The organism is Nitrosarchaeum sp., from assembly GCF_025699065.1.
GTDB lineage: Archaea > Thermoproteota > Nitrososphaeria > Nitrososphaerales > Nitrosopumilaceae > Nitrosarchaeum.
The window spans coordinates 111060-136453 of record NZ_JAILWF010000005.1 but is presented as its reverse complement, the minus strand read 5'-3'; the positions used below and the strand labels follow the sequence as shown (position 1 = coordinate 136453).

26 protein-coding genes and 1 pseudogene are annotated in these 25394 nt (G+C 34.0%); 14 read left to right on the top strand and 13 right to left on the bottom strand.

Annotated elements, in window-relative coordinates; genetic code table 11:
* Nucleotides 1-200: pseudogene (locus tag K5782_RS07265) on the top strand (50S ribosomal protein L31); the annotation flags it as partial.
* A 34-nt stretch (nucleotides 201-234) separates the two neighbouring features.
* On the opposite strand, the gene K5782_RS07260 reads toward K5782_RS07265, so the two are convergent.
* The 3 genes from K5782_RS07260 to K5782_RS07250 form a co-directional block, all read right to left on the bottom strand.
* The gene (locus tag K5782_RS07260; protein WP_297465339.1) at nucleotides 235-1185 is read right to left on the bottom strand and encodes a cell division protein FtsZ; all 951 of its coding nucleotides are present in this window, start codon (nucleotides 1183-1185) and stop codon (nucleotides 235-237) included.
* A gap of 73 nt (nucleotides 1186-1258) precedes the next feature.
* The gene (locus tag K5782_RS07255; RefSeq protein ID WP_297465337.1) at nucleotides 1259-2527 is read right to left on the bottom strand and encodes a tRNA (N(6)-L-threonylcarbamoyladenosine(37)-C(2))-methylthiotransferase; all 1269 of its coding nucleotides are present in this window, start codon (nucleotides 2525-2527) and stop codon (nucleotides 1259-1261) included.
* A gap of 3 nt (nucleotides 2528-2530) precedes the next feature.
* Nucleotides 2531-3892 carry an aspartate ammonia-lyase gene (locus tag K5782_RS07250; RefSeq protein ID WP_297465336.1) on the bottom strand — a complete coding sequence of 454 codons (1362 nt, stop codon included), beginning with the start codon at nucleotides 3890-3892 and terminating at the stop codon, nucleotides 2531-2533.
* A 127-nt stretch (nucleotides 3893-4019) separates the two neighbouring features.
* Between K5782_RS07250 and K5782_RS07245 the strand changes: the two genes are divergently transcribed.
* From K5782_RS07245 to K5782_RS07235, 3 genes are all read left to right on the top strand, one after another.
* Nucleotides 4020-5414, top strand: a complete 1395-nt coding sequence (locus K5782_RS07245) for a multicopper oxidase domain-containing protein (RefSeq protein WP_179366362.1) — start codon at nucleotides 4020-4022, stop codon at nucleotides 5412-5414.
* A 74-nt stretch (nucleotides 5415-5488) separates the two neighbouring features.
* Nucleotides 5489-6421: a D-2-hydroxyacid dehydrogenase gene (locus K5782_RS07240; protein ID WP_297465335.1), complete on the top strand. Its 933-nt coding sequence runs from the start codon at nucleotides 5489-5491 to the stop codon at nucleotides 6419-6421.
* Between the two features lie 98 nt (nucleotides 6422-6519).
* Nucleotides 6520-7368: a hypothetical protein gene (locus tag K5782_RS07235; RefSeq protein ID WP_297465334.1), complete on the top strand. Its 849-nt coding sequence runs from the start codon at nucleotides 6520-6522 to the stop codon at nucleotides 7366-7368.
* Nucleotide 7369: 1 nt separating this feature from the next.
* Here K5782_RS07235 and K5782_RS07230 read toward each other — a convergent pair whose 3' ends face one another.
* The gene (locus K5782_RS07230) at nucleotides 7370-7879 is read right to left on the bottom strand and encodes a thr operon leader peptide (RefSeq protein WP_297465332.1); all 510 of its coding nucleotides are present in this window, start codon (nucleotides 7877-7879) and stop codon (nucleotides 7370-7372) included.
* Between the two features lie 3 nt (nucleotides 7880-7882).
* On the bottom strand, nucleotides 7883-8536 hold the full coding sequence (locus K5782_RS07225) for a hypothetical protein (RefSeq protein WP_366069520.1): 654 nt from the start codon (nucleotides 8534-8536) through the stop codon (nucleotides 7883-7885).
* 184 nt (nucleotides 8537-8720) lie between these two features.
* Between K5782_RS07225 and K5782_RS07220 the strand changes: the two genes are divergently transcribed.
* The 3 genes from K5782_RS07220 to K5782_RS07210 are packed head-to-tail and all read left to right on the top strand — an operon-like array spanning nucleotide 8721 to nucleotide 10208.
* Nucleotides 8721-9179 carry a 50S ribosomal protein L15e gene (locus tag K5782_RS07220; protein ID WP_297465330.1) on the top strand — a complete coding sequence of 153 codons (459 nt, stop codon included), beginning with the start codon at nucleotides 8721-8723 and terminating at the stop codon, nucleotides 9177-9179.
* Nucleotide 9180: 1 nt separating this feature from the next.
* Nucleotides 9181-10011: a CFI-box-CTERM domain-containing protein gene (locus K5782_RS07215; RefSeq protein WP_297465328.1), complete on the top strand. Its 831-nt coding sequence runs from the start codon at nucleotides 9181-9183 to the stop codon at nucleotides 10009-10011.
* A gap of 53 nt (nucleotides 10012-10064) precedes the next feature.
* Nucleotides 10065-10208 (top strand): hypothetical protein, encoded by a 144-nt coding sequence (locus K5782_RS07210; protein WP_297465326.1) that lies wholly within the window; start codon nucleotides 10065-10067, stop codon nucleotides 10206-10208.
* Between the two features lie 182 nt (nucleotides 10209-10390).
* Here K5782_RS07210 and K5782_RS07205 read toward each other — a convergent pair whose 3' ends face one another.
* Nucleotides 10391-11311 carry a hypothetical protein gene (locus tag K5782_RS07205; protein ID WP_297465324.1) on the bottom strand — a complete coding sequence of 307 codons (921 nt, stop codon included), beginning with the start codon at nucleotides 11309-11311 and terminating at the stop codon, nucleotides 10391-10393.
* Between the two features lie 230 nt (nucleotides 11312-11541).
* Between K5782_RS07205 and K5782_RS07200 the strand changes: the two genes are divergently transcribed.
* Entirely contained in the window at nucleotides 11542-11760 is a 219-nt protein-coding gene (locus K5782_RS07200) for a hypothetical protein (RefSeq protein WP_297465322.1), read from the top strand.
* Nucleotides 11761-11762: 2 nt separating this feature from the next.
* Here the strand turns inward: K5782_RS07200 and K5782_RS07195 are convergent, their stop codons facing one another.
* Entirely contained in the window at nucleotides 11763-12425 is a 663-nt protein-coding gene (locus K5782_RS07195) for a redoxin domain-containing protein (RefSeq protein WP_297465320.1), read from the bottom strand.
* A 104-nt stretch (nucleotides 12426-12529) separates the two neighbouring features.
* Between K5782_RS07195 and K5782_RS07190 the strand changes: the two genes are divergently transcribed.
* Nucleotides 12530-13018 (top strand): HEAT repeat domain-containing protein, encoded by a 489-nt coding sequence (locus K5782_RS07190; protein ID WP_297465318.1) that lies wholly within the window; start codon nucleotides 12530-12532, stop codon nucleotides 13016-13018.
* 1 nt (nucleotide 13019) lies between these two features.
* Nucleotides 13020-14735: a plastocyanin/azurin family copper-binding protein gene (locus tag K5782_RS07185; RefSeq protein WP_297465316.1), complete on the top strand. Its 1716-nt coding sequence runs from the start codon at nucleotides 13020-13022 to the stop codon at nucleotides 14733-14735.
* 114 nt (nucleotides 14736-14849) lie between these two features.
* Here K5782_RS07185 and K5782_RS07180 read toward each other — a convergent pair whose 3' ends face one another.
* The 5 genes from K5782_RS07180 to K5782_RS07160 all read right to left on the bottom strand — a co-directional run bounded on the left by K5782_RS07180 (nucleotide 14850) and on the right by K5782_RS07160 (nucleotide 21543).
* On the bottom strand, nucleotides 14850-16928 hold the full coding sequence (locus K5782_RS07180) for an SMC family ATPase (protein WP_297465314.1): 2079 nt from the start codon (nucleotides 16926-16928) through the stop codon (nucleotides 14850-14852).
* Nucleotides 16912-18066 (bottom strand): exonuclease SbcCD subunit D, encoded by a 1155-nt coding sequence (locus K5782_RS07175; protein WP_297465312.1) that lies wholly within the window; start codon nucleotides 18064-18066, stop codon nucleotides 16912-16914. The genes K5782_RS07180 and K5782_RS07175 overlap by 17 nt, the downstream gene beginning before the upstream one ends.
* Entirely contained in the window at nucleotides 18066-19598 is a 1533-nt protein-coding gene (locus K5782_RS07170; protein ID WP_297465311.1) for an ATP-binding protein, read from the bottom strand. The genes K5782_RS07175 and K5782_RS07170 overlap by 1 nt, the downstream gene beginning before the upstream one ends.
* The gene (locus tag K5782_RS07165) at nucleotides 19595-20386 is read right to left on the bottom strand and encodes a DNA double-strand break repair nuclease NurA (RefSeq protein ID WP_007551090.1); all 792 of its coding nucleotides are present in this window, start codon (nucleotides 20384-20386) and stop codon (nucleotides 19595-19597) included. Before K5782_RS07165 ends, K5782_RS07170 begins: the two co-directional genes overlap by 4 nt.
* Nucleotides 20387-20505: 119 nt before the next feature.
* Nucleotides 20506-21543 (bottom strand): hypothetical protein, encoded by a 1038-nt coding sequence (locus K5782_RS07160; RefSeq protein ID WP_297465308.1) that lies wholly within the window; start codon nucleotides 21541-21543, stop codon nucleotides 20506-20508.
* A 100-nt stretch (nucleotides 21544-21643) separates the two neighbouring features.
* Here K5782_RS07160 and K5782_RS07155 point away from each other — a divergent pair, with 100 nt between their 5' ends.
* The 4 genes from K5782_RS07155 (at nucleotide 21644) to K5782_RS07140 (ending at nucleotide 24550) form a co-directional block, all read left to right on the top strand.
* A complete protein-coding gene (locus K5782_RS07155; protein WP_297465307.1) occupies nucleotides 21644-22228 on the top strand; it encodes a PEFG-CTERM sorting domain-containing protein in 585 nt (194 codons plus the stop codon).
* A 19-nt stretch (nucleotides 22229-22247) separates the two neighbouring features.
* The gene (locus K5782_RS07150) at nucleotides 22248-23066 is read left to right on the top strand and encodes an aspartate dehydrogenase (protein ID WP_297465305.1); all 819 of its coding nucleotides are present in this window, start codon (nucleotides 22248-22250) and stop codon (nucleotides 23064-23066) included.
* Between the two features lie 93 nt (nucleotides 23067-23159).
* Nucleotides 23160-24116, top strand: a complete 957-nt coding sequence (nadA, locus tag K5782_RS07145; protein WP_297465303.1) for a quinolinate synthase NadA — start codon at nucleotides 23160-23162, stop codon at nucleotides 24114-24116.
* A gap of 53 nt (nucleotides 24117-24169) precedes the next feature.
* Nucleotides 24170-24550 (top strand): tetratricopeptide repeat protein, encoded by a 381-nt coding sequence (locus tag K5782_RS07140; RefSeq protein ID WP_297465301.1) that lies wholly within the window; start codon nucleotides 24170-24172, stop codon nucleotides 24548-24550.
* Here K5782_RS07140 and nadC read toward each other — a convergent pair whose 3' ends face one another.
* Nucleotides 24551-25369, bottom strand: a complete 819-nt coding sequence (gene nadC / locus K5782_RS07135) for a carboxylating nicotinate-nucleotide diphosphorylase (protein ID WP_297465299.1) — start codon at nucleotides 25367-25369, stop codon at nucleotides 24551-24553. It lies immediately after the preceding gene.
* Nucleotides 25370-25394: the final 25 nt, after the last annotated feature.

Here is a 25394-nt window from a genome sequence, read left to right as displayed (position 1 = left end):
AGAAAGAAACACCAAAAGAAACTCCAGCTAAAGAAGTAAAGAAAGAAACACCAAAAGAAACTCCAGCTAAAGAAGTAAAGAAAGAAACACCAAAAGAAACTCCAGCTAAAGAAGTAAAGAAAGAAACACCAAAAGAAACTCCAGCTAAAGAAGTAAAGAAAGAAACTCCAGCTAAAAAAACATCTAAAAAATCTAACTAAAAATTTAGTCTCTAAAAATTACTACAAGATAATTTTATTCTAATTGGTATAAATCTAATTTATAATCAATACTGCAGTCAGGATGTGTCCAATCAAGTGTATCTTCTTGAGGAATCATTCCTAGTGGATCATATTTTTCAAATTTTGTCATTCCTTGAATGGAAGATAACATTACTACTTTTGATTCACTTGAAGATGATGACATATCAATATGTGAGCTAGATTCACCAAGTATTCCATTGGTTAGATTTGAAATTGAATTTAATACTCCTGCTGGAATATTGTTCCCGCCTACCACATAGAGCATTGAATGCTTTACAGAGTGTGGTGGTGCATTTTCATATAACATTTTGAGTGAATCTCTTAAAGATTCTTCGATTTTTTGACCATCTTTGCTAGTTGTTAGTATGTTTGTTTCATTTGGAATTTCTGAGGAACTCAATGAACTAACTACATGCATTATTGCATCATTTGCAATTTTGTAACATGTCTTTGGGCTTAAATCTGGATTACTCTCTAATAATGAATCGTTATCTAGAACAACGGTACACTGTGAATTTGCTTTCACTCTTTTTAATGAAATGCCTGAATTGAAAATTCTATCTTTTTCGTATTTGAATGGCATTATTGCAAATGAAATTAGTCCTTTGTCTGATTCTTTACAAATTTCTGAGACTACAGGGGATATTGCAGACCCCGTTTTTCCTGCTAAATTAGTCATTAGTATAATTGTAGAATAGTTTGAAATTTTGGACTTTATCTGGTCTGCCACTTTGTATGTTGAGCCTCTGATTAACTGAACAGATGGATTGATGACTGAATCAGTCGAAACCTTGATTGAATCATTTCCTGATTGTAGGTCTTTTTGATCATTGCTGATAATTAGACAATCTGAAATTAGAGTATCTTTGGCTTGTATTGCTAATTTTGAGCCTGCGCCACCTAAACCAATAATTAAGATCGGTTCTTTTACTTGAAAAGTCATTTCAAGTGTTATTCACTGATTTGGATAAAAAACCTTCTTACGTTATTTTAATCAAATCTTCAATCTAAAAAAATTAGCTTACGATCTTTCCAAGAATACTATGCGTAGTTGCATCTATTATTTCGACTGTATGAGTTTGGCCGATCTTGATTTTATCTTTGACAAATACTGATTTGTATGCCTCGTTTCTTCCTTTAATGCCCTCGCTAGTCTCTTCATCAAACAAAACTTTGCCTCTCCAACCGATCCATTTTTGGTTATTCTCTAATGAAATTTTATTTATTTGATTGAAGATGATTTTGCTTCTTCTTTTTATTTCTGATACTTCTATCTGATCCCATTCTGCAGCTTCTGTACCTGGCCTTGCACTATACTTTGAAAGATTCACGATGTCTGGGCGTATTTCATTAATTAGTTCGAATGTTTTCTCAAAATCTTCATTTGTTTCTGATGGAAATCCTACTATGATGTCAGTTGAAATTGTAAAGTTTTCAAATCGCTTTCTGGCTTTTTTTACTACTTCTTTGACTGTGTTTACAGTATGGCCTCGTTTCATATCGTTTAGGACTTTGTTACTGCCGCTCTGTACAGGGATATGTAGAAATTTGTAAACTTTATCACTATCAAATGACTTTATCAATTCATTCTTTATTCTTGGCATGTACATTGGGTTCATCATACCTACTCTTATCATAAAATCCTCTGGAATCTCTGTTACAGCATTTATCAAAGTAGGCAAATCGGTATTGATATCCAAACCATAACATCCATTATCTGTAGAAGTTAACCAAATTTCTTTACATCCTTCACTTATTTCAGTTTCAACCTGTCTGACGATATCTCCTAATCTGTAACTTTTGAGATCGCCTTTAGATAATTTGGTCTGACAAAAAGTACATTCACTCATACAACCACTTGCAATTTCAATAATCCCAATTACTGGATTCAATCTTACTTTTGGTAATCCTACTTTTGATAAATCAGAATCTTCTAGTGCTACCTGTTTTGTTCCTCTTAATGTCGAATCTATAACTTGTAATGTCTTTCCTAATGAGTTTGGTCCTAGCAAGCTTGCTTTTTGAGTGATCTTTTCTACTGTGTTTTGTTCAGCTTTTGGAAGACAACCTGCTACAACTAACGGTTTTGATTTCAGAGAATTAATTCGATGCATCATTTTATTTGCAGTTGAATCTTTTACCGAACATGTTACTACTATGTTCAAATCTGATTCTGAAGAATCTTTGACTAGTGTATGACCTCCGTTTACAATTAATCCTGAAATCATTTCCGAGTCTGCAAAACTAGCAGAACATCCGTATGCTTCTACGAAAATCTTTGCCATGATTTATCTAAACAATGCATCAATTTCTTTATTGTCCATCAGTTTCTTTGATGTAACTAATTCTCTAATTGATTTTCCAGTTTTTAGGGATTCTTTGAACAGTTCTGCAGATTTTAGATAACCAATCTTTGGTGTGAGAAGTGTTACGATCACTGGACTGTTTTCTATATTACTTTGAAGTTTTTCTTTGTTTGCAGATAATCCATCAATTAGATTTGCAGAAAATATTGGCAAGAAATTTTTCAACATGTCTGTAGATTCAAGCATGCACTTTAGCATACCTGGCATCATTACGTTTAGTTCAAACTGTCCACTTTGTGCTGCATATGACACGGCTGTATCATTTCCAATTATGTTAAAACAAATCATGTTCATGCATTCTGCTAGTGATGGGTTTACTTTGCCTGGCATGATGGAAGAACCTGCATGTACTGCAGGAATTCCTAATTCTGAAAGACCTGCAACTGGACCTGAAGCCATTAATCTGATGTCATTTGCAAGTTTGCCAATTTCAAGTGCTAAGTTACGTAATGCCCCTGAAAGGTTTGCTACTGCAAATTTACTTTGCAATCCAAACTGCATATCTTTTTCTGGAACTAGAGATAATTTTGAAATCTTTGCAAGTTCTGCTATTGCAATTTTTCTATACCCTTTTGGAGTATTGGCTCCAGTACCGACTGCAGTTCCTCCTAGTGCTATGTTTTGTAATTCTTTTTGAGATGAAACAATTACATTTCGTGCTTTAGTAATAGATGTGGCATAAGCTGTGAATTCACTTCCAAGTGTTACTGGTAATGCATCCATCAAATGTGTTCTTCCAATTTTTTTAAATGATGAAAATTCTTTTGCTTTTTTTGTTAATGATTTTATTAGTATGTCAATTGCTGGAATTGTATCTTTTAGATTAATTAGAATTGCAACATGCATTGCAGTTGGATAAGTATCATTACTTGACTGTGACATGTTTACATGATCATTTGGATGTAAGTGTTGATACTGACCTTTCTTTTTGTGTAGTATTTCTAAGGCAACATTTGCAATTACTTCATTTGAATTCATGTTGAAAGCTGTTCCAGCACCTGAATTGATCATATCAATTACAAATTGGTCTGTGAATTTTCCAGCCAATATTTTATCACATGCAGAAACTATTGCATTTCCACGTTTTGCATCAATTGCTTTTGTCTTCATGTTTGCAATTGCTGCAGATCTTTTTATCATGACAAATGATTTTATTAAATTTGGATGTGCTTTGTTTCCTGTTACGTGATATTGTTTGACTGCTCTTCCTGTAAATGCCCCATAGTATGCGTCTGATGGGATTTTGACTTTGCCTAGTGAATCTTCATCTAATCTAAATTTCATATTGATTTTTCTTTATTTTACCATTATTCATTCTTTTTCTAGTGATTTTTTTTTATTTTTAGGTAGTAAAATGGGAATTATTATATATGAAACATGAACACGTTGCATAATGAATAAGCGTATCAGTATGCTCTTTACTATTGCAGCAGTCGCTGTAATGGGAGCAACCTTATTCGGAAGCACATACACACAAACCCAAATTAGTGGACAATCACTTGACGTTTCAAAAATGAACGCCGATGTAATTGAACAAATCCACCAAATGGGCGGTTTACAGCTTGTAATGCCAGAGGCATTCGCAGAAACTGATTGTGGCGCATTAGCAGACTCTGGACGAAAAGTCGTAGAGTTTAACTTGACTGGTGAAAGTGTTACCCTTCCAATCATGGGAGGAAAGACATTCAATGCAATGACCTTTAGTGGACAAGTCCCAGGACCAACACTAAGAGTTACTCAAGGTGATGTCGTAAAAATGACACTTACAATCCCAGCAGGTGAAGTTACTGGACACGGTAACGATATGCATGCGTCACAAATGTCTGCAGGAAACTTTGAATCCGTTAATCCGGGTGAAACAAGTCAATACTGCTACATTGCAGAAGCAGCTGGTGTTTTCAAATACCATTGTTCTGGTGTAAAACTCATTGGAATGGATCAACATGTTCTTTCCGGCATGTACGGACTAACAATTGTTGACCCAATTGATGGTTACAACAAATTAATGGTCGAGAAAACCGCAGTTAGTAATGGCAAAGTAACATTAGACAGACAGTTCTACGATGCAGATGCATTAGAGTTCACACTCCAATACAACCAATTGTACCTTACACCTGAAGGTAATTATGATGCCGGAAAAATGTTCGGACATCAAAACACTGCAACAGTTGTAAACGGAATGCAATTTGGTTATGTACCAAACATGTTACATAACATCCTTGTAAAAGGTGATGCAAACAAGAACATCTTTGTTGCACAACCATGGAATGGACTTGAACACAAGCAGTACCAATCACAACTCTTATTTGTTGAAAATGATCAGCATGTAAGACTCTTTGTCGAAAACCAAGGTAACGAACCAGTATTTTTCCACATTGTTGGTGAAATCTTGGATAGAGTTACACAAGGTAACAGAGTACAATCCGCAGCAACTGAAACATGGTTACTCGGTGGCTCACAAGGAATGATTGTTGATTTGGTATTTGACGAACCAGGTGCATATGCAGCAGTTAATCACGACTATGCCGCAATTTACACTGGCGCAGCTACGGTATTTGTAGCAGGTGATCCATTTGGATTGAATCCAAGATTGGTTGATGCAGGAGTAATTCCAGCACCAGTTCCATCATATGCTTACGCATTGGGTAACCCAAGTGATGCTGTCCCTCCAATGGGAATGAACAGTATTGCACATCCAGCAGTAAACATTCATGGTCTATACACTGATGAAGTAGCTTCTGAAATGAAAGATGCAGGTATGATTCCTTTATGGGAAGTAATACCAACATTACCACCAGTACCTTAGATAGGTACTAAACTCAACTTTTTCTATTTTTCTATTCTTAATGAGTTATATTCTGTAGTTTTTTTCTTAATTACATGGGATTTGATGATTCTGTTTTAATTTGTGATGAAGTAGATCCAGTTTTGAATAAAATATTACAGGATAATGGATTGAAAGTTTCCTATGAGCCAAAAATTACTCCTGAACAAATTAAAGAAAAAATTTCTACTTTCAATATTGTGATTGTTCGAAGTCGAACTACTATCACACGAGAGATGATTGAGAAAGCTGATAAATGTAAAATCATTGCACGAGTTGGAGTTGGATTAGATAACGTTGATCAAGTGGCAGCTAAAGAAAAAAACATTCGAGTAATTAATGCTGCAGAAGGTGCAATGAATGCTGTTGCTGAATTAGTTTTGGGATTTATGCTGACTTTATCTAGACAAACAGCAAGAGGTGATAGAGCAATTAGAAATGGTCAGTGGTTGAAAAGTGAATTAAAAGGAACAGAGCTTAGAGGTAAATACCTTGGAATTATTGGATTAGGAAACATTGGAAAAAGATTAGGACGACTTGCAAGAGGACTAAATATGAATATTATTGGTTATGATGTAGTTCCAATTGATGAAGAGTTTGCAAAAGAAGTTGGATTGATGAAAGCTGATTTGGATACATTATTACAAAGTTCTGATTATATCTCCATACATGTGCCTTTGTTAGACTCTACCTATCATTTGATTAATGCTCAAAAAATGGCTACCATGAAAAAGACTGCAAAAATTATCAATACTTCAAGAGGTGGAGTAGTTGATGAAGATGCTTTGTATGAAGCAATAAAAAATGGTAATTTGGGCGGTGCTGCTTTAGATGTCTTTGAGAAAGAGCCTGCAATAGGAAACAAATTAGCTGAATTGGATAATGTCATTTTAACTCCTCACATTGGGGCTCAGACAAAGGAGGCTCAATCTTTGGCAGCCAACATAATTGGGGAGAAAATTATTCAGATTCTGCGTGGCGTAATCTGATTTCTGCGTAAACTAGAAGAATAACCCAAAAAAGCTTGACTGATACGTGATTAAATATCGCCCCATTCTTTTTAAGACGGATTTTGTAGAAATTCCTTATGCGAAGTCAAGGTATGGATGCACAATCTGACCGACTAGGAAGAATGCCAAGTTTGGGTTCACTTGCAAAAATCTCAATTGGATTAATTTTAATTGCGATTGTTTCTTCAGCTTTTGTTTATGCGGAGACTTCTACTGTTAACGTGAATGGAGTCTCTTATGATGTTGATTATACTGGCACTGGAGTAACTGTTTCTTCGATTACTGCTGATGCTGATTTTATTTCTTTGATTATTGAAGTGGATGTAACTGGTTCTCCAGGAACTTTGGAAATTACACTGGATAGAAACTTTTTTGATTCTGTTTATCAAGGTGAAGATGATGATTTTATCATTCTAGTTGATGGTGATGAGCCAGAATATTCTGAAACTAATACTAGTGATCAAAGTAGAACTCTAAGCATTTCCTTGCCTTTTGGAACTGAAGAGATTGAAATTATTGGTTCTCAATTTGGTTCATCTGAAGATATGCCAGTAGAAGAGGAAGAAGTTACTCAACCTGAAGAGGAAGTAACTACGCCAGTAGAAGAGGAAGAAGTTATTCAACCTGAAGAAGAGGAAGTAACAATTCCTACACCTATTGAGAAACCAGTTGATGAGAAACCAAAGACAGAATGTGGACCTGGAACAATTCTCAAAGATGGCGTTTGTATTTTAGATGAAAGATGTGGACCTGGAACTATACTTGAAGATGGCGAATGTGTAGCAGAACCAGTTACAGAATCTGAAGCTGTACCTCAAGGATTAGGAAAACAACTAGTCATTGGAGTTGTTGCAGGATTTATCATCGCAGGTATTGTTGGACTTGTTTTGGCTATAATGTCAAAAGCAAGTAAGAGTAGTAAATAATCTAGCAACTTAATTTTTCATTATTCATTAAATTACTAAATTCAAATCCTGAATATTGTAAAGTGGTAGTATATGGGATTATTCCGATAATTGGAGTACTGATGTTTACCATTACATACAACTTGTTTGGGTCTATTCTGATATCTCCTCCATCAAATTCAAAATCTAAGTTCATAAACAAATATTGGGCTGCAGTAAATTCTTCAGAGGTAAATACTCCTTTTTGAACAGCAGTCGATGCTGGATTTATTGTCAGTGGATATACCGTAAATACTCCGTTTTGTTTCATATCATAAAAAGTAATTATTTCAAATTTTTGAAAACTCGACCAATATGGCATCGTATTGCAAAATTCCACATCTCCACCATTTGATAATTCAAAAAAACTAAACTTGCCTTCACTCCATTTGAATTGTAACTGGTCTGCTGCAAAGATATTCAATATTGAATATGCAAATGGGATTATTATGACAATTATTGCCACTAGTGTTATCTTTGAGTATCTATTCATTTTTTAAATTACTATAATTTCTTTGTTAATCAAATATTGGATTGCTTTTGCTGCTTCGCCATCTGAAATTTTCTCTTCAAGCCACCATGCAACTACATTTTTTACCCAAATTGGTATGTGTATGTCTTGGAGATTCTTTTCACTTATGTTATCTGGAATATTGATTACTTTTTTATCTACAAATTTGTTTATTGCATCTATGAAAAATCCATCTGATATTTGGTTGTTAAGCCAACTAAATGCAAACTGTTTCATTACAGTTGATATGCACACATTTTCTGAATCCAACAAATCAAATGATGTGGTATCTTCTCCACCAGAATATTCAACATCTAAAATATATTTTCCTGGTGGAAAAATTTCTGCCTCAAATGGCATAACCGATGGAATTGGAGTTTCTAAATTAGATATTGGAATTGGAATTGCACTACTTGTTTTTCCTGCTTGGTCAGTAATGTGTAATATTGCAGGGTCTCCTGTAATTTCAGAGACTTTGATGGTGTAGAATAATTTTTCACAATAATTGTAAGTGGTCTTTTCCATTATAATTTCAACAGAGGGCATGGCGTAAACGCTTGGTAAAGTGCCAACGGCCACCAATACCATGATGAGTATCCAATGTGTTGTCTTCATCTGCTTTTCTTTATGATTACTCAATAAAAATCTCAAATCTATGCTCAGAAATCCTTTTTAATGAAAATATGGTGACTTGAATTATCGAGTTTTCTGCGGATGCAAACTCTTTGGGTGCGGTTGAAATACCCACTCAAGGAGCATTTTTGATATCTTAGCGGATGCTAGACGATTTAAGTTATTAAAGGGTGATTTTACTAAAATCGATATGCCTAGTATACAAGACAAGACTTGGATCAAACTATGGAAGGATAATACTCCTGAAATTAGAGATAGAGTAGTAGAATGGCGTAAAGATAGTGCCATTACTCGCATAGATAGACCAAGTCGTTTGCAAAGAGCCCGTAGATTAGGTTACAAAGCAAAACAAGGTATTGTTGTTGTTAGAATGAGAGTCGGTACTGGTGGTATGCGAAAACAAAGACCAGTTGCCGGAAGAAGACCAAAACATCTTGGTGTTACTAGAATCAAAGCAGATGATGACATGAAGACAGTTGCAGTACGAAGAGTACTTGAAAGATATCCAAACATGAAACTTTTAGGTTCATACTTTGTTTACAAAGATGGTATGCATTACTGGTTTGAAGTTATCTTGGCAGATCCAATGCATCCAAGAATTGCACAAGACAAAGAACTACGACAAAGAATTCCTCAAATCATCGCATAAATTGAAATCAATCTTATTCGTTTTACTTTTACTACTAGTAATTACACCTGCATTTGCTCAACTATCTGATAGGACTGGTTTGGTAAACAGATTGGAAGTTAAAACTGGCGGACATTCTTTTGAAGTTCAAACGGTTTCAAACTTTGATATTTCAAATTATGAATTTGATGATGATCAAAAACGTCTTACTCTATACATCACTAGTGGTCTTGAAAATAATTTAGGTGAGGTGTACATTCCACAAACTCTTTTGAGTGGAAATTTTACTTTTTACATAAATGGTGAGGAATATCATCCGAATGTAAAGATCAATGATCAAATTTCATTTATTACATTAAATTTTACAGGTTCTGGTGATAGTAAAATTGAGATTATAGGCACTGATTATCTTCGTGGGCTAAATCAGACTACAATTGATGAAACATCTGAAGAAATTGATAATGGTGGTGGTTGTCTTATTGCAACTGCAGCATATGGTAGTGAACTAGCTCCGCAAATACAACAACTACGTGAAATTAGAGATAATAAATTACTCAAAACAGAGTCGGGAAAATTATTTATGAATTCCTTTAATGATGTGTATTATTCATTTAGTCCTGTAATTGCTGATTACGAGCGCGAAAATCCCATTTTCAAAGAACTAGTAAAGATTACAATTACTCCGATGATCTCATCTCTATCTATATTGTCTTTATCTGATGATTCTGAAATTACGGTGGTTGGATTGGGACTTTCTGTGATATTGTTAAACATTGGAATGTATTTTGTAGCACCTACAGTAGTAATTGTGAAATTAAATTCTAAGCTCATCAATAAAGATTGTCATAATTAGCACTAGTGAGAAATCTCTTCTTCTCTTAAATATGCTAATTCATAAATTAATCATTGGTAAAAAGAATCACAGTTATGATTGATGATGATGTTGACAAGAAACTTCGTGCTAAACAAGTAAAAATTATGCAGAAAACAACCTCCTCTTGCAGCTATTCCAAAGTAATCAATGATACTCTGAAACAAGCTTTATCTTAATTTGGTTACAAATTTGAAAAGGATTTTTAAAAATTCTTAAGTCTGAATTAATTTGTATCATCGTATGAAAAAAACTACTAAAGGAGCTATTGCTGTTGCAATCAGTGTTGCTGCATTTTATGGAATAATGATGATGCTACTTAGCACTCCGTTTTGGGGGTATTGATTTTAATTTCTAAAAATTATACTACTAGTAATGCCAAGAAAATTAAAACACAAATTATAGGCATTGATTTTCGCATCTTTGCATTAATCTTGATTGCATCTTCTTCACGTTTGTGATCGATTAATCTCATTTGAATAACCATTGAAAGAAGATTGTTGAGAAATAGAGCATAAGCTATAATCATTATCTTGTCAAACAGTGTCAGATATCCAATCGGGGGTAATTGATTTGCAGCATTAAGGTGGGCTGCAACTGCTGCAAGTAATGTAGATGCCCCTAGACCTATTCTTGCAGTAAAGTTTGTTGGGCTCATCCAAAATGCAAGCATTGCAATAGTTGTGATTATAATTACTGGTAGCATAGTCTTCAAAAATGAAGACAAGTGAAATCTTTCAATCTCAAGTGAATACACATATCTGGAAAATTCTGAACCATCTGAATATTTGTGAATAGAAACATCCGAGTTTGTAGATTTTAGATTCCATCCTGGAATGTTTACTAGATCATCCACACCACTTTCTTCCAAGTCTGGAACAAATTCTAAAGATTTCATGTCTTCAAGACCTTCTATCTCTACTGTTAGAAAGATCTTTTCAAAGGGGTAATTTCTAAAATCCATATTTTTTTGAAATATTCCTTTCACTCTTACCTCATAGTAATTTTTTTCAATTGTGATTGGTTCTATAGTGGCTTTTCCATTCATAAATTCAATTTTTGGTTTTGTTTCAATAAAATTAGCATCATCAGATTTTATCCAAATGTAAAAGTCAAGATCATAAGCTCCATTTTGAAGATCAATTTTTCCAATATTTAGGAGATATGTTCCTATGGTGTATGTTTTTTTATCTGATTGACTTTGTTGTGCAACTATATTGGGAATAACCAGTGTGCATGATAAAATAATCAATGATGCCAAAACATAATAAGTGATTTTCATTGTCAGACAATCCTGTTTTCCTTGTATAAAAACAAACCCTGCCACTTTTCTACGGTGAATATTTGACATTTGCAAATGAAATTCATATTTATTTTATCTGTATGGTGAATATTTGTGGATAATGGAAAGGTTGCACTAATTGGCGGATTTTGTATTGTTGTGATACTATCTGTGTTGCTTGTTATACTTTAGATATTGGCTAAAATAGCGGTGATTTTACCTCTTCATTATTGGGAGAAAAAGAAGCGCTAGCATTTTTAAAAAAAAGCAATCAATCAATTATTGCTGCATGGGAGTCTTACAAGATACAGATAGGAACTACAGAAAATAAGCAACTAAATGAAGTTTTTAGACAGATGTTCAAAGCCTGGACTTTATCGAATCAACGAGCAATAGACCTTTTGGAAAATAAAAACAAATCAAAGAAAAAAGATAAAAAATCTAAATGATTTTATTCGCTTAACAATTTTCGAATAACTGCATCTACATTTCCTGATTGTCCAAAGGAGACATCTCTTAAGATTCCTTTTCTATCCACTATGATCATTGAAGGTGTTCCTTGTAAGGAAAATTTCTCAAAAGTTTCTGCTGAATACTCTTTTGATTTCATGTAGTCTTTGACTCTTTGGATTATCTGTTTTCTGTATTCTTCTGGTTGTGAATCAAATTCTGGAATTTGTCCGTAGATAAACTGCATTACTTTATCATCACTTACTTTGCCATCTATCTTGGTTAGTTTGTCCATTGCTAATGGAAATGGAATCTTGTATGGCAGTTTGTTACCTGCTTGTAGTTGACCGTACATTGACAGTGCATCTTTTGTCTCTCCAATTACTTCGCCTGTCTCAACTAATTTTTTTAAATTATCTAGAGTATTTTTATCATAATCTTCAAAGGCAGTAGCGATTCCTATTACTCGTACCCCATCATCTTTGTATTTGTTGTAGATGTTAATTGCCTCAGGCAATGCATGCATAAAGCAGCCAGGACAATTTACCTGAAATACCTCGACTAGTACGATGTGATCTTTTTCCTGATCAAAGTTTGTCGGAGCTCCTTGAACCCAATCAGAGACTGCAAAATTTGGCGCTTTTTGTCCTATTACGACACTCATTGTTCGACGTTGATTTTTTTTCTTTTAAAAAGATAACGCATATTGTATAATGATGCAGATATTTCGGGTAACCTAATATAGGATATAAAAAACCTGAAAGCAAAATGCAGGCAGTAACTCAAAACAGATTGGATCTATTTGCTGAGATGGAGGCAAAATATGAAAAAAAAGATACTGCCTACTTTGTGAATCTTTTGTCTCATCCAGATTTTGTAATAAGAACTAGGGCTACTTGCATTCTAGTTGATTTTGGTGGCGAAGATAAAGTTCCACACGTTGCCAAAGTCTTGAAAAATGATACTAACGAACTAGTACGACATGAAGCAGCATTTTCACTTGGGCAGATGTGTCTATCTAGTTGCATTCCTCCTTTGGCTGATGCCACACTTAATGACCCTAGTTTGTTTGTAAGACACGAAGCTGCAATAGCACTTGGTGTGATTGGCTCAAAAGATGCAAAAGCAATTTTAGAAAAAGCATTAAATGATCCAGAGACTCCGGTAGTAGAGTCTGCCGTGGTCGCATTATCTAATATTGAATTTATGGAAAAGTTAAGTAAGAATGAAAAGTTTGCAAAACTAACAGGTGGATAAGATGAATTTTACAGTTGGAATAATTGCAGCAGTTGGCGTTTTAGTAGCAATCAGTTTGGTTTTCATTTCAATGGATCCTGGATATATTGTAGAACCTGAGGCAAAACCTGTTGCATGTACTATGCAGTATGATCCAGTTTGCGGTGTTGACGGTGTAACTTATGGTAATTTATGTATGTTAGGTGCAGCAAATGTACAACTTGCGTATCCTGGTGAATGCGCAGTTGAAAAACCATTACAAGATGGATTTACTAGAATGACATCCACACAACATCCAGGTATTGGACACGAAGCACATCAATCAGTATCTGTTATTCCGTTATCTGATAAAATTTACTCTGGTACATTACACTATGATGCATCTGAACCAATTCAACTAATTGCATTACATGGTCCGCTAAAAGATGGCGAAGCTAAAGGGCAACCAACCTGGACTCTGGATGGTACGACAAAGTATGCACTTACATTTGTAACTCCGGATAGTTCTATTGGAGAATGGAAGTTTGCAGGTAATGCAGTTGCAATTCACACAAAAAATACAACACCCTTTACTGTTGATTACAAGGTTGATAGTTTGATGTCTGATACTGTAATGTCTGGAACTATGGATTCAGTACAAGACCCTGGAATGGGACATGAGTCACATCAAATTGCAATGATTATTGCTCCATCAAGTGATGTTTATTCTGGAATTTTATCATACTCTGCATCTGAGCCAATTCAACTAATTACATTAAGAGGTCCAATTGGTCCTGATGAAAATCCAGAAAAAATTTGGACTGTGGATGGTACGACTATTTTTGAGATGACATTTGTTGATCCTCAAAATGCAATGGGCTCTTGGGAGTTTTCAGGAAATGCACTTGCAGTTCACACTAAAAACACTACTCAGTTTACAGTAAGTTACTCTGTCAGTGCTACGAAATCACCTGGAATGGTATCTCCTGTTATGACAATGCCTGCTCTTCCAACAACTCATACAGTTTCAATTCCGCAAGATGTGTCGTCTCCTGGATGTGAGACTACTAACTCTTGCTATCTGCCATATTCTTTAGAGATTAATGTTGGTGATACTGTTTCATGGAGTAATGATGATACTGCAGCACATACTGTGACTTCGGGAACTCCAGATGGAATGGATGGTCTATTTGATTCTGGATTGTTTATGTCTGGAACTACTTTTCCATTTACTTTTGATAAAGCAGGAACATATCCTTACTTTTGTTTGGTTCATCCTTGGATGATTGGACAAATTGGTGTAAATGAATTTGAAGAGGTGTATGTAAATCCAGTTGAAGAACCCACACCAGTTGAAGAACCAGTTGAAGAGCCAGTTGTAGAACCAGTTCCAGAACCAGTTGAAGAACCTGTTGAAGAACCAATTGCAGAACCAACTCCTGAACCAACAGAGAAACGTTCAGAACCTGTTGAAGTTACAATGGCATTGGGGTCTAGTGCACCTGGATGTGAAACTACAAACGAATGCTATCTTCCTTATATAGTTGAAATTTACTCTGGAGAGCCAGTAGTTTGGGTTAATGCTGACTCTGCAGCTCATACAGTAACTAGTGGAGTAAATGCAGTACATGATGGATTATTTGATTCAGGAATGATAATACCAAAAGAAACATGGGATTATGTATTTACTGATTCTGGTGAGTATGATTATTACTGCATGTTACATCCTTGGATGACAGGCAAAGTTATTGTTCAGTAGACTAAAACCCAATTACGGTATTGACCATTCAGTTTGATGCTCTATAATCATATGTTTTGTTTCATTCAATCTTTAGACTATCCATCATTTACTAATCTATACTGTAAAATCATCTTATAGTGCAATTACATTACTTCCATGTTCTGTGGATTCAAATTTGTATATTTTTTCCACATTTGAATCCTCAAATATCTCTGAATCATGCGTAATTATGATAAATTGCATTGGTTTTCCAATGTTTGCGATATCTGATAATTGAGACAATACTCCAACAAGTGCTCTTTTATGTTCTGCATCAAGGTGAGTTGTAGGCTCATCTAATATCATTAAATTGATATTAGATGCTCCAAGCAAACTCGCCATGCCTAACCTGAGAGCAAGTGCAACGCTGACTTGTTCTCCACCGCTTAGGGATTCCAAATCTAACATTTCACTTTTGGAATAACATGTAATTGATATGTCTCTTGTTTTTTCTGATAGCGCAATTCTTTGAATTTTTGTATTAAGTAGTGTGAGATACTCTGAAGATTTTGCCGAGATTGTATTTAGTGCCCATGATCTTAAACTCATTGCAACAGGACCATCTCTGCTAAAAATATTCATTTGAATGATATCTAATTTTTCAATATACTTCTTAACAACTTTAAGATCTGATATTATTTTTTGCATTGTTTTTATTTGCTCTTCATACTTTGATATTTTTTCTATTATTGCACCTAGGTGTTGATCTGTTTGTGAAAGAACAGTCTGTTTTTCATTAATTGATTTTTTTAGATTTAAAAATTCATCTTCATTAAATCCTTTAGTCTCTTGCTCTAATTTTGTAATGATATCAAAAATTCTTTTTGCATTAGAGTCTATCTGAGATATTTCTAATAAATTACCGTTAATAGATAATGGAATTTTTTGTACGTTTTCTTTTTTTAATTTTATTTCTCCTTGAATTTTTCTTATATCTTCTTGATCTTTAATGGCATGTGCTCTTAATGTTGCTTCGGCATTTCTTACGTCTTGAAGTCTTTTAGAAAACTCTGCCCTTTTTTGATTATATGATAGACGTTCTTTTTCTGCTGAAATAATTTGTTCTTTAATAGATATGATCTCTTGTTTTAGATGCTCTTCTTGAAATAATGGATTTAGTTTTTCAACTTTAGAGTCACATACTGGACATTTGTTGTCCTTTAATTGGATTTTTTCAGCTAATGCTTGTTTTTCCTTAAGTGATGCAACTTTGCCTGTTAATTCCTGCATTTTTTTCTGGTTTTCTTCTACTGCTAATTCTATTCTTTCCATTTTTGATTCTAAATCATTTTTCAGACTAATATGCTCAAAACATCCCTCGCAATCACGTATTTTGTGCTCTTTTTCGGCAATTTCTCGCTGAATTGCTTGAATTGCCTCTTTTGCATATGATTGCAGTTCTTTCTTCCTTAATTCTAGTTGATTCCTCTTATCTATTTTTGGGGATTCTATCTCTAGTTTTGCTCTAAGTGATGATACTTCTTTTTGTAATTCAATTTGTTTTAAAACAAGTTGTTCTTTTTGTGGTTTAGATTCTTCTAGTTCTACCATGATTTTTTGTAATTCTCGTAATAAAATACCAATATGTGTATCATCATATCCTTTCTCATCTCTTATCTTTTCTCGGAAATTTTTTGTAATTGTTTTCATTGCTTCTGATGCTACATCCAGTTTATCGATTCCAATTATTGCATTTAGTAGTTCTTTGAACTCTTTTGGTTTTGCTTTGATTATTGCATTTAATTCTCCTTGTTGTACTATTGATGCAATCTTTAACTTCTCAAACCCTAATCCTATTGTTTTTTCAACTTCGTGTGTCATCGATTCACCAAATTGCTTTCTTTCACCAGCTGCAATTTCTAAAAATTTATCATTAGCATTTTCACTGAATTTTGCAGCAAGTCCACCTTTGTTATCTATTTTTCTTACTGCTTGGTATTGTTTGCCATTGATGTTAAATTCTACTTTAGCAAATCCCTGATTAGACCCTCTTTTTATCAATCCCTTGTTTGATTTTCTAGTATGTTGTCCAAACAATGCAAACGTAATTGCGTCTATGATGCTTGATTTTCCTGCTCCGTTTTGTCCTACAAATACCGTTACTCCATTTCCAAATTCTAATCTTGTTTGAGAATGTGATAAAAAATCTCCTAATTCAATTGCCGTTATCATTTACTTTCTCCTTTTTGTATTTTTCAAAGTTTTCAATAATGATCTGAGTAGCTTCTTTAATCTGAGTAGATGACAATAATGGAAGTAATTCCTTTATAGCGAAGTTTGCAATTTGTTCTGAACCACTTGCATCAACTGCTAATCTGAGCATTTCATAGTCAATTGTATTTGGTCTTTCTAGGAATATTGACGACTCTGATATCTCTTTTGATGTAATTCGCCAAAAACATCTCAATGTTTGTTGATATAACCTTGAAATTTGTGCCTGTATTTGGTCAGTTTCTATGTTTTCACCTTGAATTTTTATTTCTACTATTGGTTTTTGCTCTATGTTGCTTATTTTTGAAGAGATTTCATCTACTACTTTTGTTAATTCATCATAGTTTGTTTTAAATGAAAATTGCTGTCTCGTATCTAACTCAATCCAATTGTTTTTTACTTCTTTTTCAGAAATATCTACTTCAAAGAATCCCTTCTTCGTCTCCTTGATTCCTTCACTTGTTGTTAATTCTATTGATCCTGGATAAGCCACTGGTCCGTTTAGATGACTAAATTGTTTGATATCATGATCATGCAAATGACCCATTGCATAATATGTAAAATTTTTTGGTAAATCTGTTGACTGTAATTCTCCTGCAAACTTGTTAAACTCTGTAATTCCTTGATGTAATACTAGAATTTTATGTCCTGTATGTTTGCTTGCAATTTCATCCACTGCTCTAAATTTTTCTTCAAATTGTGGAATTTCTGTTTTCCTTATTTTATCAAATCCAGCTATTAACACACCTTTATGATTAATTGGATTTCCCTGCCCAATGTATCTTGAAAACTCTAAGTTGTGATACACATATGGGATTGGAGTTGCACGAATTCTACTTATGTCATGCTCTCCTAAAATAAAAAATGAATCAATGCTGTTATTTTTTAATCTCTTTAACGCATTTGCCATTTGAATAATTGCAGTACCATTTGGATTTGGTATGTGAAAAATATCTCCTGCAAATATTACAAAATCTACATGATCTTTAATTGAAATATCTATGGCTTGATTAAAAACATGATATACATCATGTTCTCTTTCCTCTGAACCATACTGTACTAGTCCTAGATGAGTATCTGAAATATGTGAAAACAGCATTAGTCTAACAATAAATCTTTCTTGACAAGTCCTTGAGTTGATTCTACAGCAATCTCATTCATCTTTTCTGCATTTGCCCATGCATTAACCGCACTTTGATCTGCTCCCATGATCTTTTCCTTTACTTCTTCAACGTGTACTAGCGAGGGTAAATTGGTCCATTGTCCTACCAATACTGCATCTCCTACATTCAAAGAAGTCAATTGAGCAATTAATTCACGACTAGTAGATTCTGTAGCAGCTGCTATTTGACGCTGATCATCTTCTTGTATTATTTTCATTATGGCAAAAGATCCTAGTTGACTGAGAACGTTCAGATCTACACTTCTTGGTCTCTGTGACACTATTCCTAAACCCAATCCAAACTTTCTTCCTTCTCTGGCAATTTTGGCTGCCCAATATTTTGCACTTGTATCATGATCTTTTGGAATAAACACATGTGCTTCTTCTATTATTACAAAAATAGGTGAATCAAACTTGTAATTTCTCTCTCTTTTTGATCTTCCATGTTTTACAATACTGGCATCTTTTCTGTCTTTGAGTAGTTGTTGTAAATAGAATGCCAGTGCAACGTTTGCTTGCTTTTCAGATAATTCTGAAATATTTAAAATATTTGTCCGTCCCTCTTTGATAAAACTAATTGGGTCTCCCATATCTGGATCCAATATGTCTTCAAATCTTCTTTGAGCTTCCTCTATAATGTCTTGAACTCTATACGCTGATGTTCTGATCTCTTTGATTTTTTTATCTTCTGAATTTACAATGAATTCTACTTCTGTTTCTAATTTCTTCCAAAATTCTTTTGATTCTTTTACTTGTTTTGTAAATGCCATTCTTAATACTCTTTGTTGCACATTTGCACCGTCTCTAATTTCTAAAACTTCTGATAATTGATCTGCATCCAATAATCTAGGATTAATTTTTGCATCAATTACATTTATGCGTGGAATGTTTAATGTTGTATAGTCATTATGATAATCAAAAATTATCACTGTCCCTTTTAGTTTACCAATCTGTTTTGTAATTAATGAAACAAGATTGCTTTTTCCCATTCCGGTCATCGCTAAAATTCCTAAATGTCTTGCAACAATTTTATCGAGATTGATTTTAGCTTCAATTGATTTTTCTCTTAATAAATTCCCAATTTTGACCCAACCCTCTTTTTGTGGGCTGAAAATAGTCTCCAAATCCTCTTTTGTTGGCTGTGATATTGGTGTTCCTGGAATCGGTGGAACTGCTGGTATAATTGATTGTCCCTTTCGTAAATTTTCTAAAAATCCTAAAATTCCTATATGTGCAGTGTATGTTTTATCTCTCTTGTTTATCTCTGCAATTTCTGTGCTTTCAAATGCTTCATCAAAATTTTTAACATCTGCAAATGCAGCACTTGATACAGATGATTTTTCAACTAATCCTAGAATCTCTCCTTCATCTGAATCAATTTTAATATATTCTCCAACCGAAAGTGGTCTTGATGTAATAGCCGTTACAAATGTGGGCTTTGATTCTCCTATTACAAAACCGGTGTTCAACTTAAAACCTCGCGTGAACCAATTTCGTTACTCAATCCTAACAAGCTAACCATTTTTGCAAGTTCTTTGTCAGATATTTTACAGTTGTTATGTGCAAGCTTCAATGCATATGGGTATCCTCCAACACTACTTTTGTATAGTTTATTCATTATTGATTTTATTTCATCATTATCTCTATTTCCACCTAAAAATTCTAGCTTTATGATTGGTGTTGAATCACTTAATCTCACAAATGTCGAAGAAATTACTTTATCTGCTCCATATTTCTTTTCAACAAATATCTTACTAAATCCTGCACCTTTTGTTATGTGATTATAATAAAAAATATCTCCTGCTAACGAACCTAGATTCTCAAATTGTTTTTTTGTATTTGACGTCTTTGCAATAAAAATTACATTGTCTCTTTTTTTTATTGTTTTTACAACCATTGCATCTAATGATGATTGTCTTGTCATAAATTGTGAATGAAGTGATCCATCCATTAATACCAAATCTACTGAATCCACAGTTTTTTCACATGCCTCAATTTCCATTTTACTTGCAATTTTTGATAGATCTATATCCGAACCTAATCCGGAATCATGTAAATCTATCAATACTTCTCCATTTGATTTAATTGATACTGCAGTTGTTGCCCAGAGTTCAATTCCTTGAAATCTTGTATTGTTAAAGCTACTGTCTATTCCAGCAGTACTAACGTCTTGTTTTGTAGGCGTAAATTCTACCCAATTCTGCTTTGCTTTCTGTAAAATCTGTTCAAATTTGGGCCCTTTTAGAATGGACAGCATTTTTTCTCTATTGATTATGGCATCTTTGTATACAGTATTTAGCACAACAATACTTTGCAGGTTCGAATAAAATCTTTAGGTTATACTGACTCTTCACCTATGTGACACTTAAGTTAAACTTAACCAATTCTGCCTTTCAGAACTATCTTTTCACTAGAGCCTGATGGAGTCGAACTATCGATGTATCTAATTTCATACTCGTCACCGATGTGAATTGTCTTTCCATTTATGGTTCGTGGAATTTTTATTTTTACCTCAAAGATGTTTGTATTTTTTCCAGTCTCTATCAAATAGTTTGAATTTGCATCAAAATCAGAATTTGACAAACTAGTTCTAATTCCTCCTTCTCCTCTGAACTCAAATTGACTCAAAGATATCTTGTCTTCATTTTTGGAATCTCTATTTGCATCTGGCTCGTAAATCCTTAATGTAAATTCATGACCTATCCTAGAACCGCCACCAACTGCTTCAACATTTGCATATGATTTTGATAATGAAACTGACTGTGTTATGGTTTGTTTATCTCCTGAATAATCTGATGCATCCAAATATTTTATCAAAACAACATCATTTTGACTCAAAGGCCTTCCATTGATGGTATCAGGCAATTGTAACTTTACATAAAATTCTCCGGTATTAGGCCCTGTCTCAATCATAGTTGGAGGACCATCAATTGAAATTCCATTAATTGTAAACTCAAACAATCCTGCAGTTGATACAGTCTCTACTCCATTATGGGCCACATTCAAGTCATCATCTTGGATGTAAAAATTAATCACACTACCAGTTGATGCTGGAACAACTTTGACACTTTCCTGTTTTTTTATTGGAGTCGTAGTTTTTTCTAGATCTTTAATGGAAACATCTGAATTTGTAGTGACTTGAGCTGCTCTAACTTCAATTTCCCCCAATCCTCGCTTTTCCATTCTATCTGCAGTTTCCACACTGACACATGCTGGGGACCCATTATTTCTAATCACTAAGGAAAGACCATCTTTGCAAGAAATATCCTCTACAGAAACACCTCTCTTCATCTGCTTTCTTGGTGATTCTGCATCTGCACTAGTAAGATTCCCTACAATTCCAATAGATAATATCAAAAATAAGGCAATTCCAAATGATGCCTTTGTACCAAAACTCATAATTTTATTATTCATTTTTTACCATAAATAGATTGATGATAAATCATACTTGTTCCAAATTATCGATTATGATAATCTGACAATTAATTATATTTAATAAAATTAATTTTTCATTGTGAAATTTGTTTTTGCCTTTGTTGTTCTTTTGATGTTGATTCCAACAAGTTTTGCTTTTGGTAGTCATATCATTGATGATATGGATGCATTTGCACAGTACCTGGATATTACTCAAATTTCCTCTGAAAAATATGTCCTAACCATTGATGATAAGACATATGATATTCATTATGGGTATCATGGCAGTTTTGAAGTCAATCTAGAAAAAACACAAGAATATCCAAAACTATCTTCTATGGAAATAGTTCCTGAAAGAAAGTCAATTCAAATTACTATGGAGAGTGTCCCTTCAACTAGTATTTTTTGGCTACGACTACCACTCAATGTGATATCTGCTGAAGGTGCACAATACAAGCTAACAATTGATGGTGTAGATACACAATACGACCTAATCAAATATCCTGACAACTATGCATTGGGAATGATGCTCCCAAAGGATGCAAAAAATGTTGAAATTACTGGAACATATGTTGTTCCTGAATTTGGTATGTTGCCAATTATGATTTTAGGAATTATTCTTGTTGGTACAGTTTACATTGCTAGAAAATCTTCTTTTGGCTCAAGACTAGAATTAATTAAGTGATAATTCCAAGTAAAATAACTTGAAAAGAATTGGGCTCTTGGGGTGTGGTGCAATTGGGACTCAAATTGCATTAGCAATTGATTCAGGTAAAATTCCAGGTACACTGACACACGTGTATGATTATTCTAAAGAAGCATCTGAAACTCTGGTAAAAAAACTACAAAACAAACCAACCATTGTTGAAAATCCCCACCTACTATCTTCTCATCCAGTTGACATTATAGTCGAAGCAGCATCACAAGAAGCAGTTAGAAATGTAGCTCACAGTGTCTTGCAAAATAAACGAGATTTGATGATAATGAGTGTTGGCGCATTACTTGATGAATCAATTTATGATATTTTATCTGAAGCATGTGAGCATTTTCATAAAACAATCTACTTGCCGTCTGGTGCAATTGGTGGTCTTGATGCAATAAAATCAGTTTCCACTTTACTTGAATCAGTTACTCTAACTACCACCAAACATCCAAAGTCACTCAAGGGTGCAAAATTCTTTGAGACATCTGATATCAATCTAGACAAAATCACAACACCGACAATCATCTTTGAAGGAACCGCAAAAGAAGCCGTATCACAATTTCCTGCAAACATCAATGTTGCAGCATTACTTAGTCTAGTTGGAATGGGAAGTGAAAAGACAATGGTAAAAATTGTTGCAGATCCAAACACTGACAAAAATACTCATACTATTATTGCACAAGGAAAGTTTGGAAAGATGTCATTTAACATTGAAAATATTCCAGATGAGACAAACCCAAAGACTAGCAAACTTGCAATTTTATCTGCAATTGAAACTCTAAGAAAATACTGCTCCAGTGGAATATCTATTGGAACATAATATGGCAAAAATTGCCATAATTGCCTATTTTCTAGAGTAAACCGGACCTGATCTTATTCTTTAAATGACTACATCATGCACTGAGCTTGGTAAATGTTAGTTCAACAATCATCGAGTCTCAAAGATGAAATCATGCGTCTAAAAAAAGAAAAAGACGTTGTTATCTTGGCTCATAATTATCAAATTCCAGATGTCCAAGATATCGCAGATTTTACTGGTGACTCGTTAGGCCTATCAAGACAAGCAGCCAAAGTTCCTCAAAAAACAATTCTTTTTTGTGGTGTTCACTTTATGGCAGAAACTGCTGCAATCATCTCACCTGAAAAAAGAGTATTGATTCCTGATTTAGAAGCTGGATGTTCACTATCTGATTCTATAACTATAGATGAACTAAGAAACTGGAAGAAACAACATCCAAATGCAATCACAGTTGGTTATGTAAACACAACTGCGGAGATAAAATCTGAATTAGATTACTGCTGCACTTCAGCAAATGCTGTAAATGTAGTAAAGGCAATTCCTGAAGATAACGAGATTTTATTTTTACCTGACATGTTTCTGGGTTCTTATGTTGCTAAAGTTACTGGTAGGAAAAACATGTTCATCTGGGCAGGAGAGTGTCATGTACATGCAGGCATCAAACCCGAAGATATCACAGAAAAACTAAATTCACTCAAAGACGCTGAATTTGTAATTCATCCTGAATGCAGTTGTACCACACCAATGATGTATGATGCAGCAGCTGGAAGTTTTGATGGAAACAAAGTATCTATCTTATCTACAGAAGGAATGCTAAATCACGTAAATAATTCAAAAGCAAAGAACTTTGTTGTTGCAACTGAGACTGGAATTTTATACAAAATGAAACAACAAAATCCAGACAAAAATTTCATCCCCGCATCTGAAAAAGCAGAATGCCAATACATGAAGATGATAACCCTTGAAAAAGTCTATGATGCTCTAGTTCAAGAGAGAAACCAAGTTGTAGTGCCAAAAGAGATTGCAGACAAGGCAAGAACCGCAATAGAGCGAATGCTTGCAATTAGCTAATCTGAGCCTAATTTCCCAACTATCTTATTTGACCTATTTCAAATAATTTTGATTTGGTGGGTCTGTTTAGTAAAAATCCAAAAGAAAAAAACCTTTTACAAAAAAGAAAAGAGTTGCGAAAACTAGTCAAGAAAAAACAGCATGATGATGCTTTGAAATTAGGATTGGAAATACTACAAAAAGCACCATATGAACAAAATGTCTTGTTTATTGTAGGTGGTATCTATTACATGAAAAATCAATATCAGACGGCCATGCCATATTTTGAAAGGGCTTTAGATATTGGCGCTTATGATGTTGAAGTTTTAACTCTCAAAGCAAATTCGCATTATTTTCTTGGGGAACCAAAAAAAGCGCTTGCATGCTGTGAAAAAATCAAAGAAATTGATCCAAAAAATAAAGCAGTTGCTGAATTACTATCTAAAATAAAATAATCACACTTCTAAACTCATATCAATTCCCTTGACGGAATTTGTAATACTTCCAACAGATATGATATCTACTCCTGTTTTTCCATACTTTGCAATATTTTTTGCATTAATTCCACCTGACGCTTCAAGTAGTACTTTGTCTCGCAACTTTTCTTCCTTGAGAACTTGAATTGTTTTTTTAATTTGCTCTGGTGAAAAATTATCTAACATAATTATCGTAGCCCCTTCTCTTGCTGCCAATACTGCATCTGCAGTATTTTCAACTTCAACTTCAAATTTTTTATGTTTTTTCTTTGCACTTTTAATCAAAGACAACAAAGAATCACTTACTGCAATGTGATTGTCTTTTATCATCACCATCTCATCTAATCTTAATCGATGTCTTACTCCTCCACCAATCTCTACTGCCTCTTTATCGAAATATCTCAAACCTGGTGCCGTCTTTCTTGTGGCATACAATTTAGTTTTATTTGAAATCTTTTTTACCAATTCACTAGTCTGAGTAGCAATCCCGCTCATTCTTGTAAGTAAATTGAGCGCAGTACGCTCACATGTGAGGATCTTCCCAGCATCCCCAGTTATCTTCAAAATTGCATCATTTGGATTTACTCTACTGCCATCTTTTTTTAGAATTGTTACTCTACATCCTTTTAATTTGAAAATCTCTCTTGCATGATTCACACCTGCAACTATAGCTTTTTCCCTTGAGATAATTTTAGCAGTAATTTTTTTTCTAGGTAAGAGAACACTTGTGATGTCTCCTTTACCAATATCTTCAGCTAAAAATGCAATTAACTGTTTTTTAGAATTAAATGAAATCATGATGATATGATGATTCTATGATTTT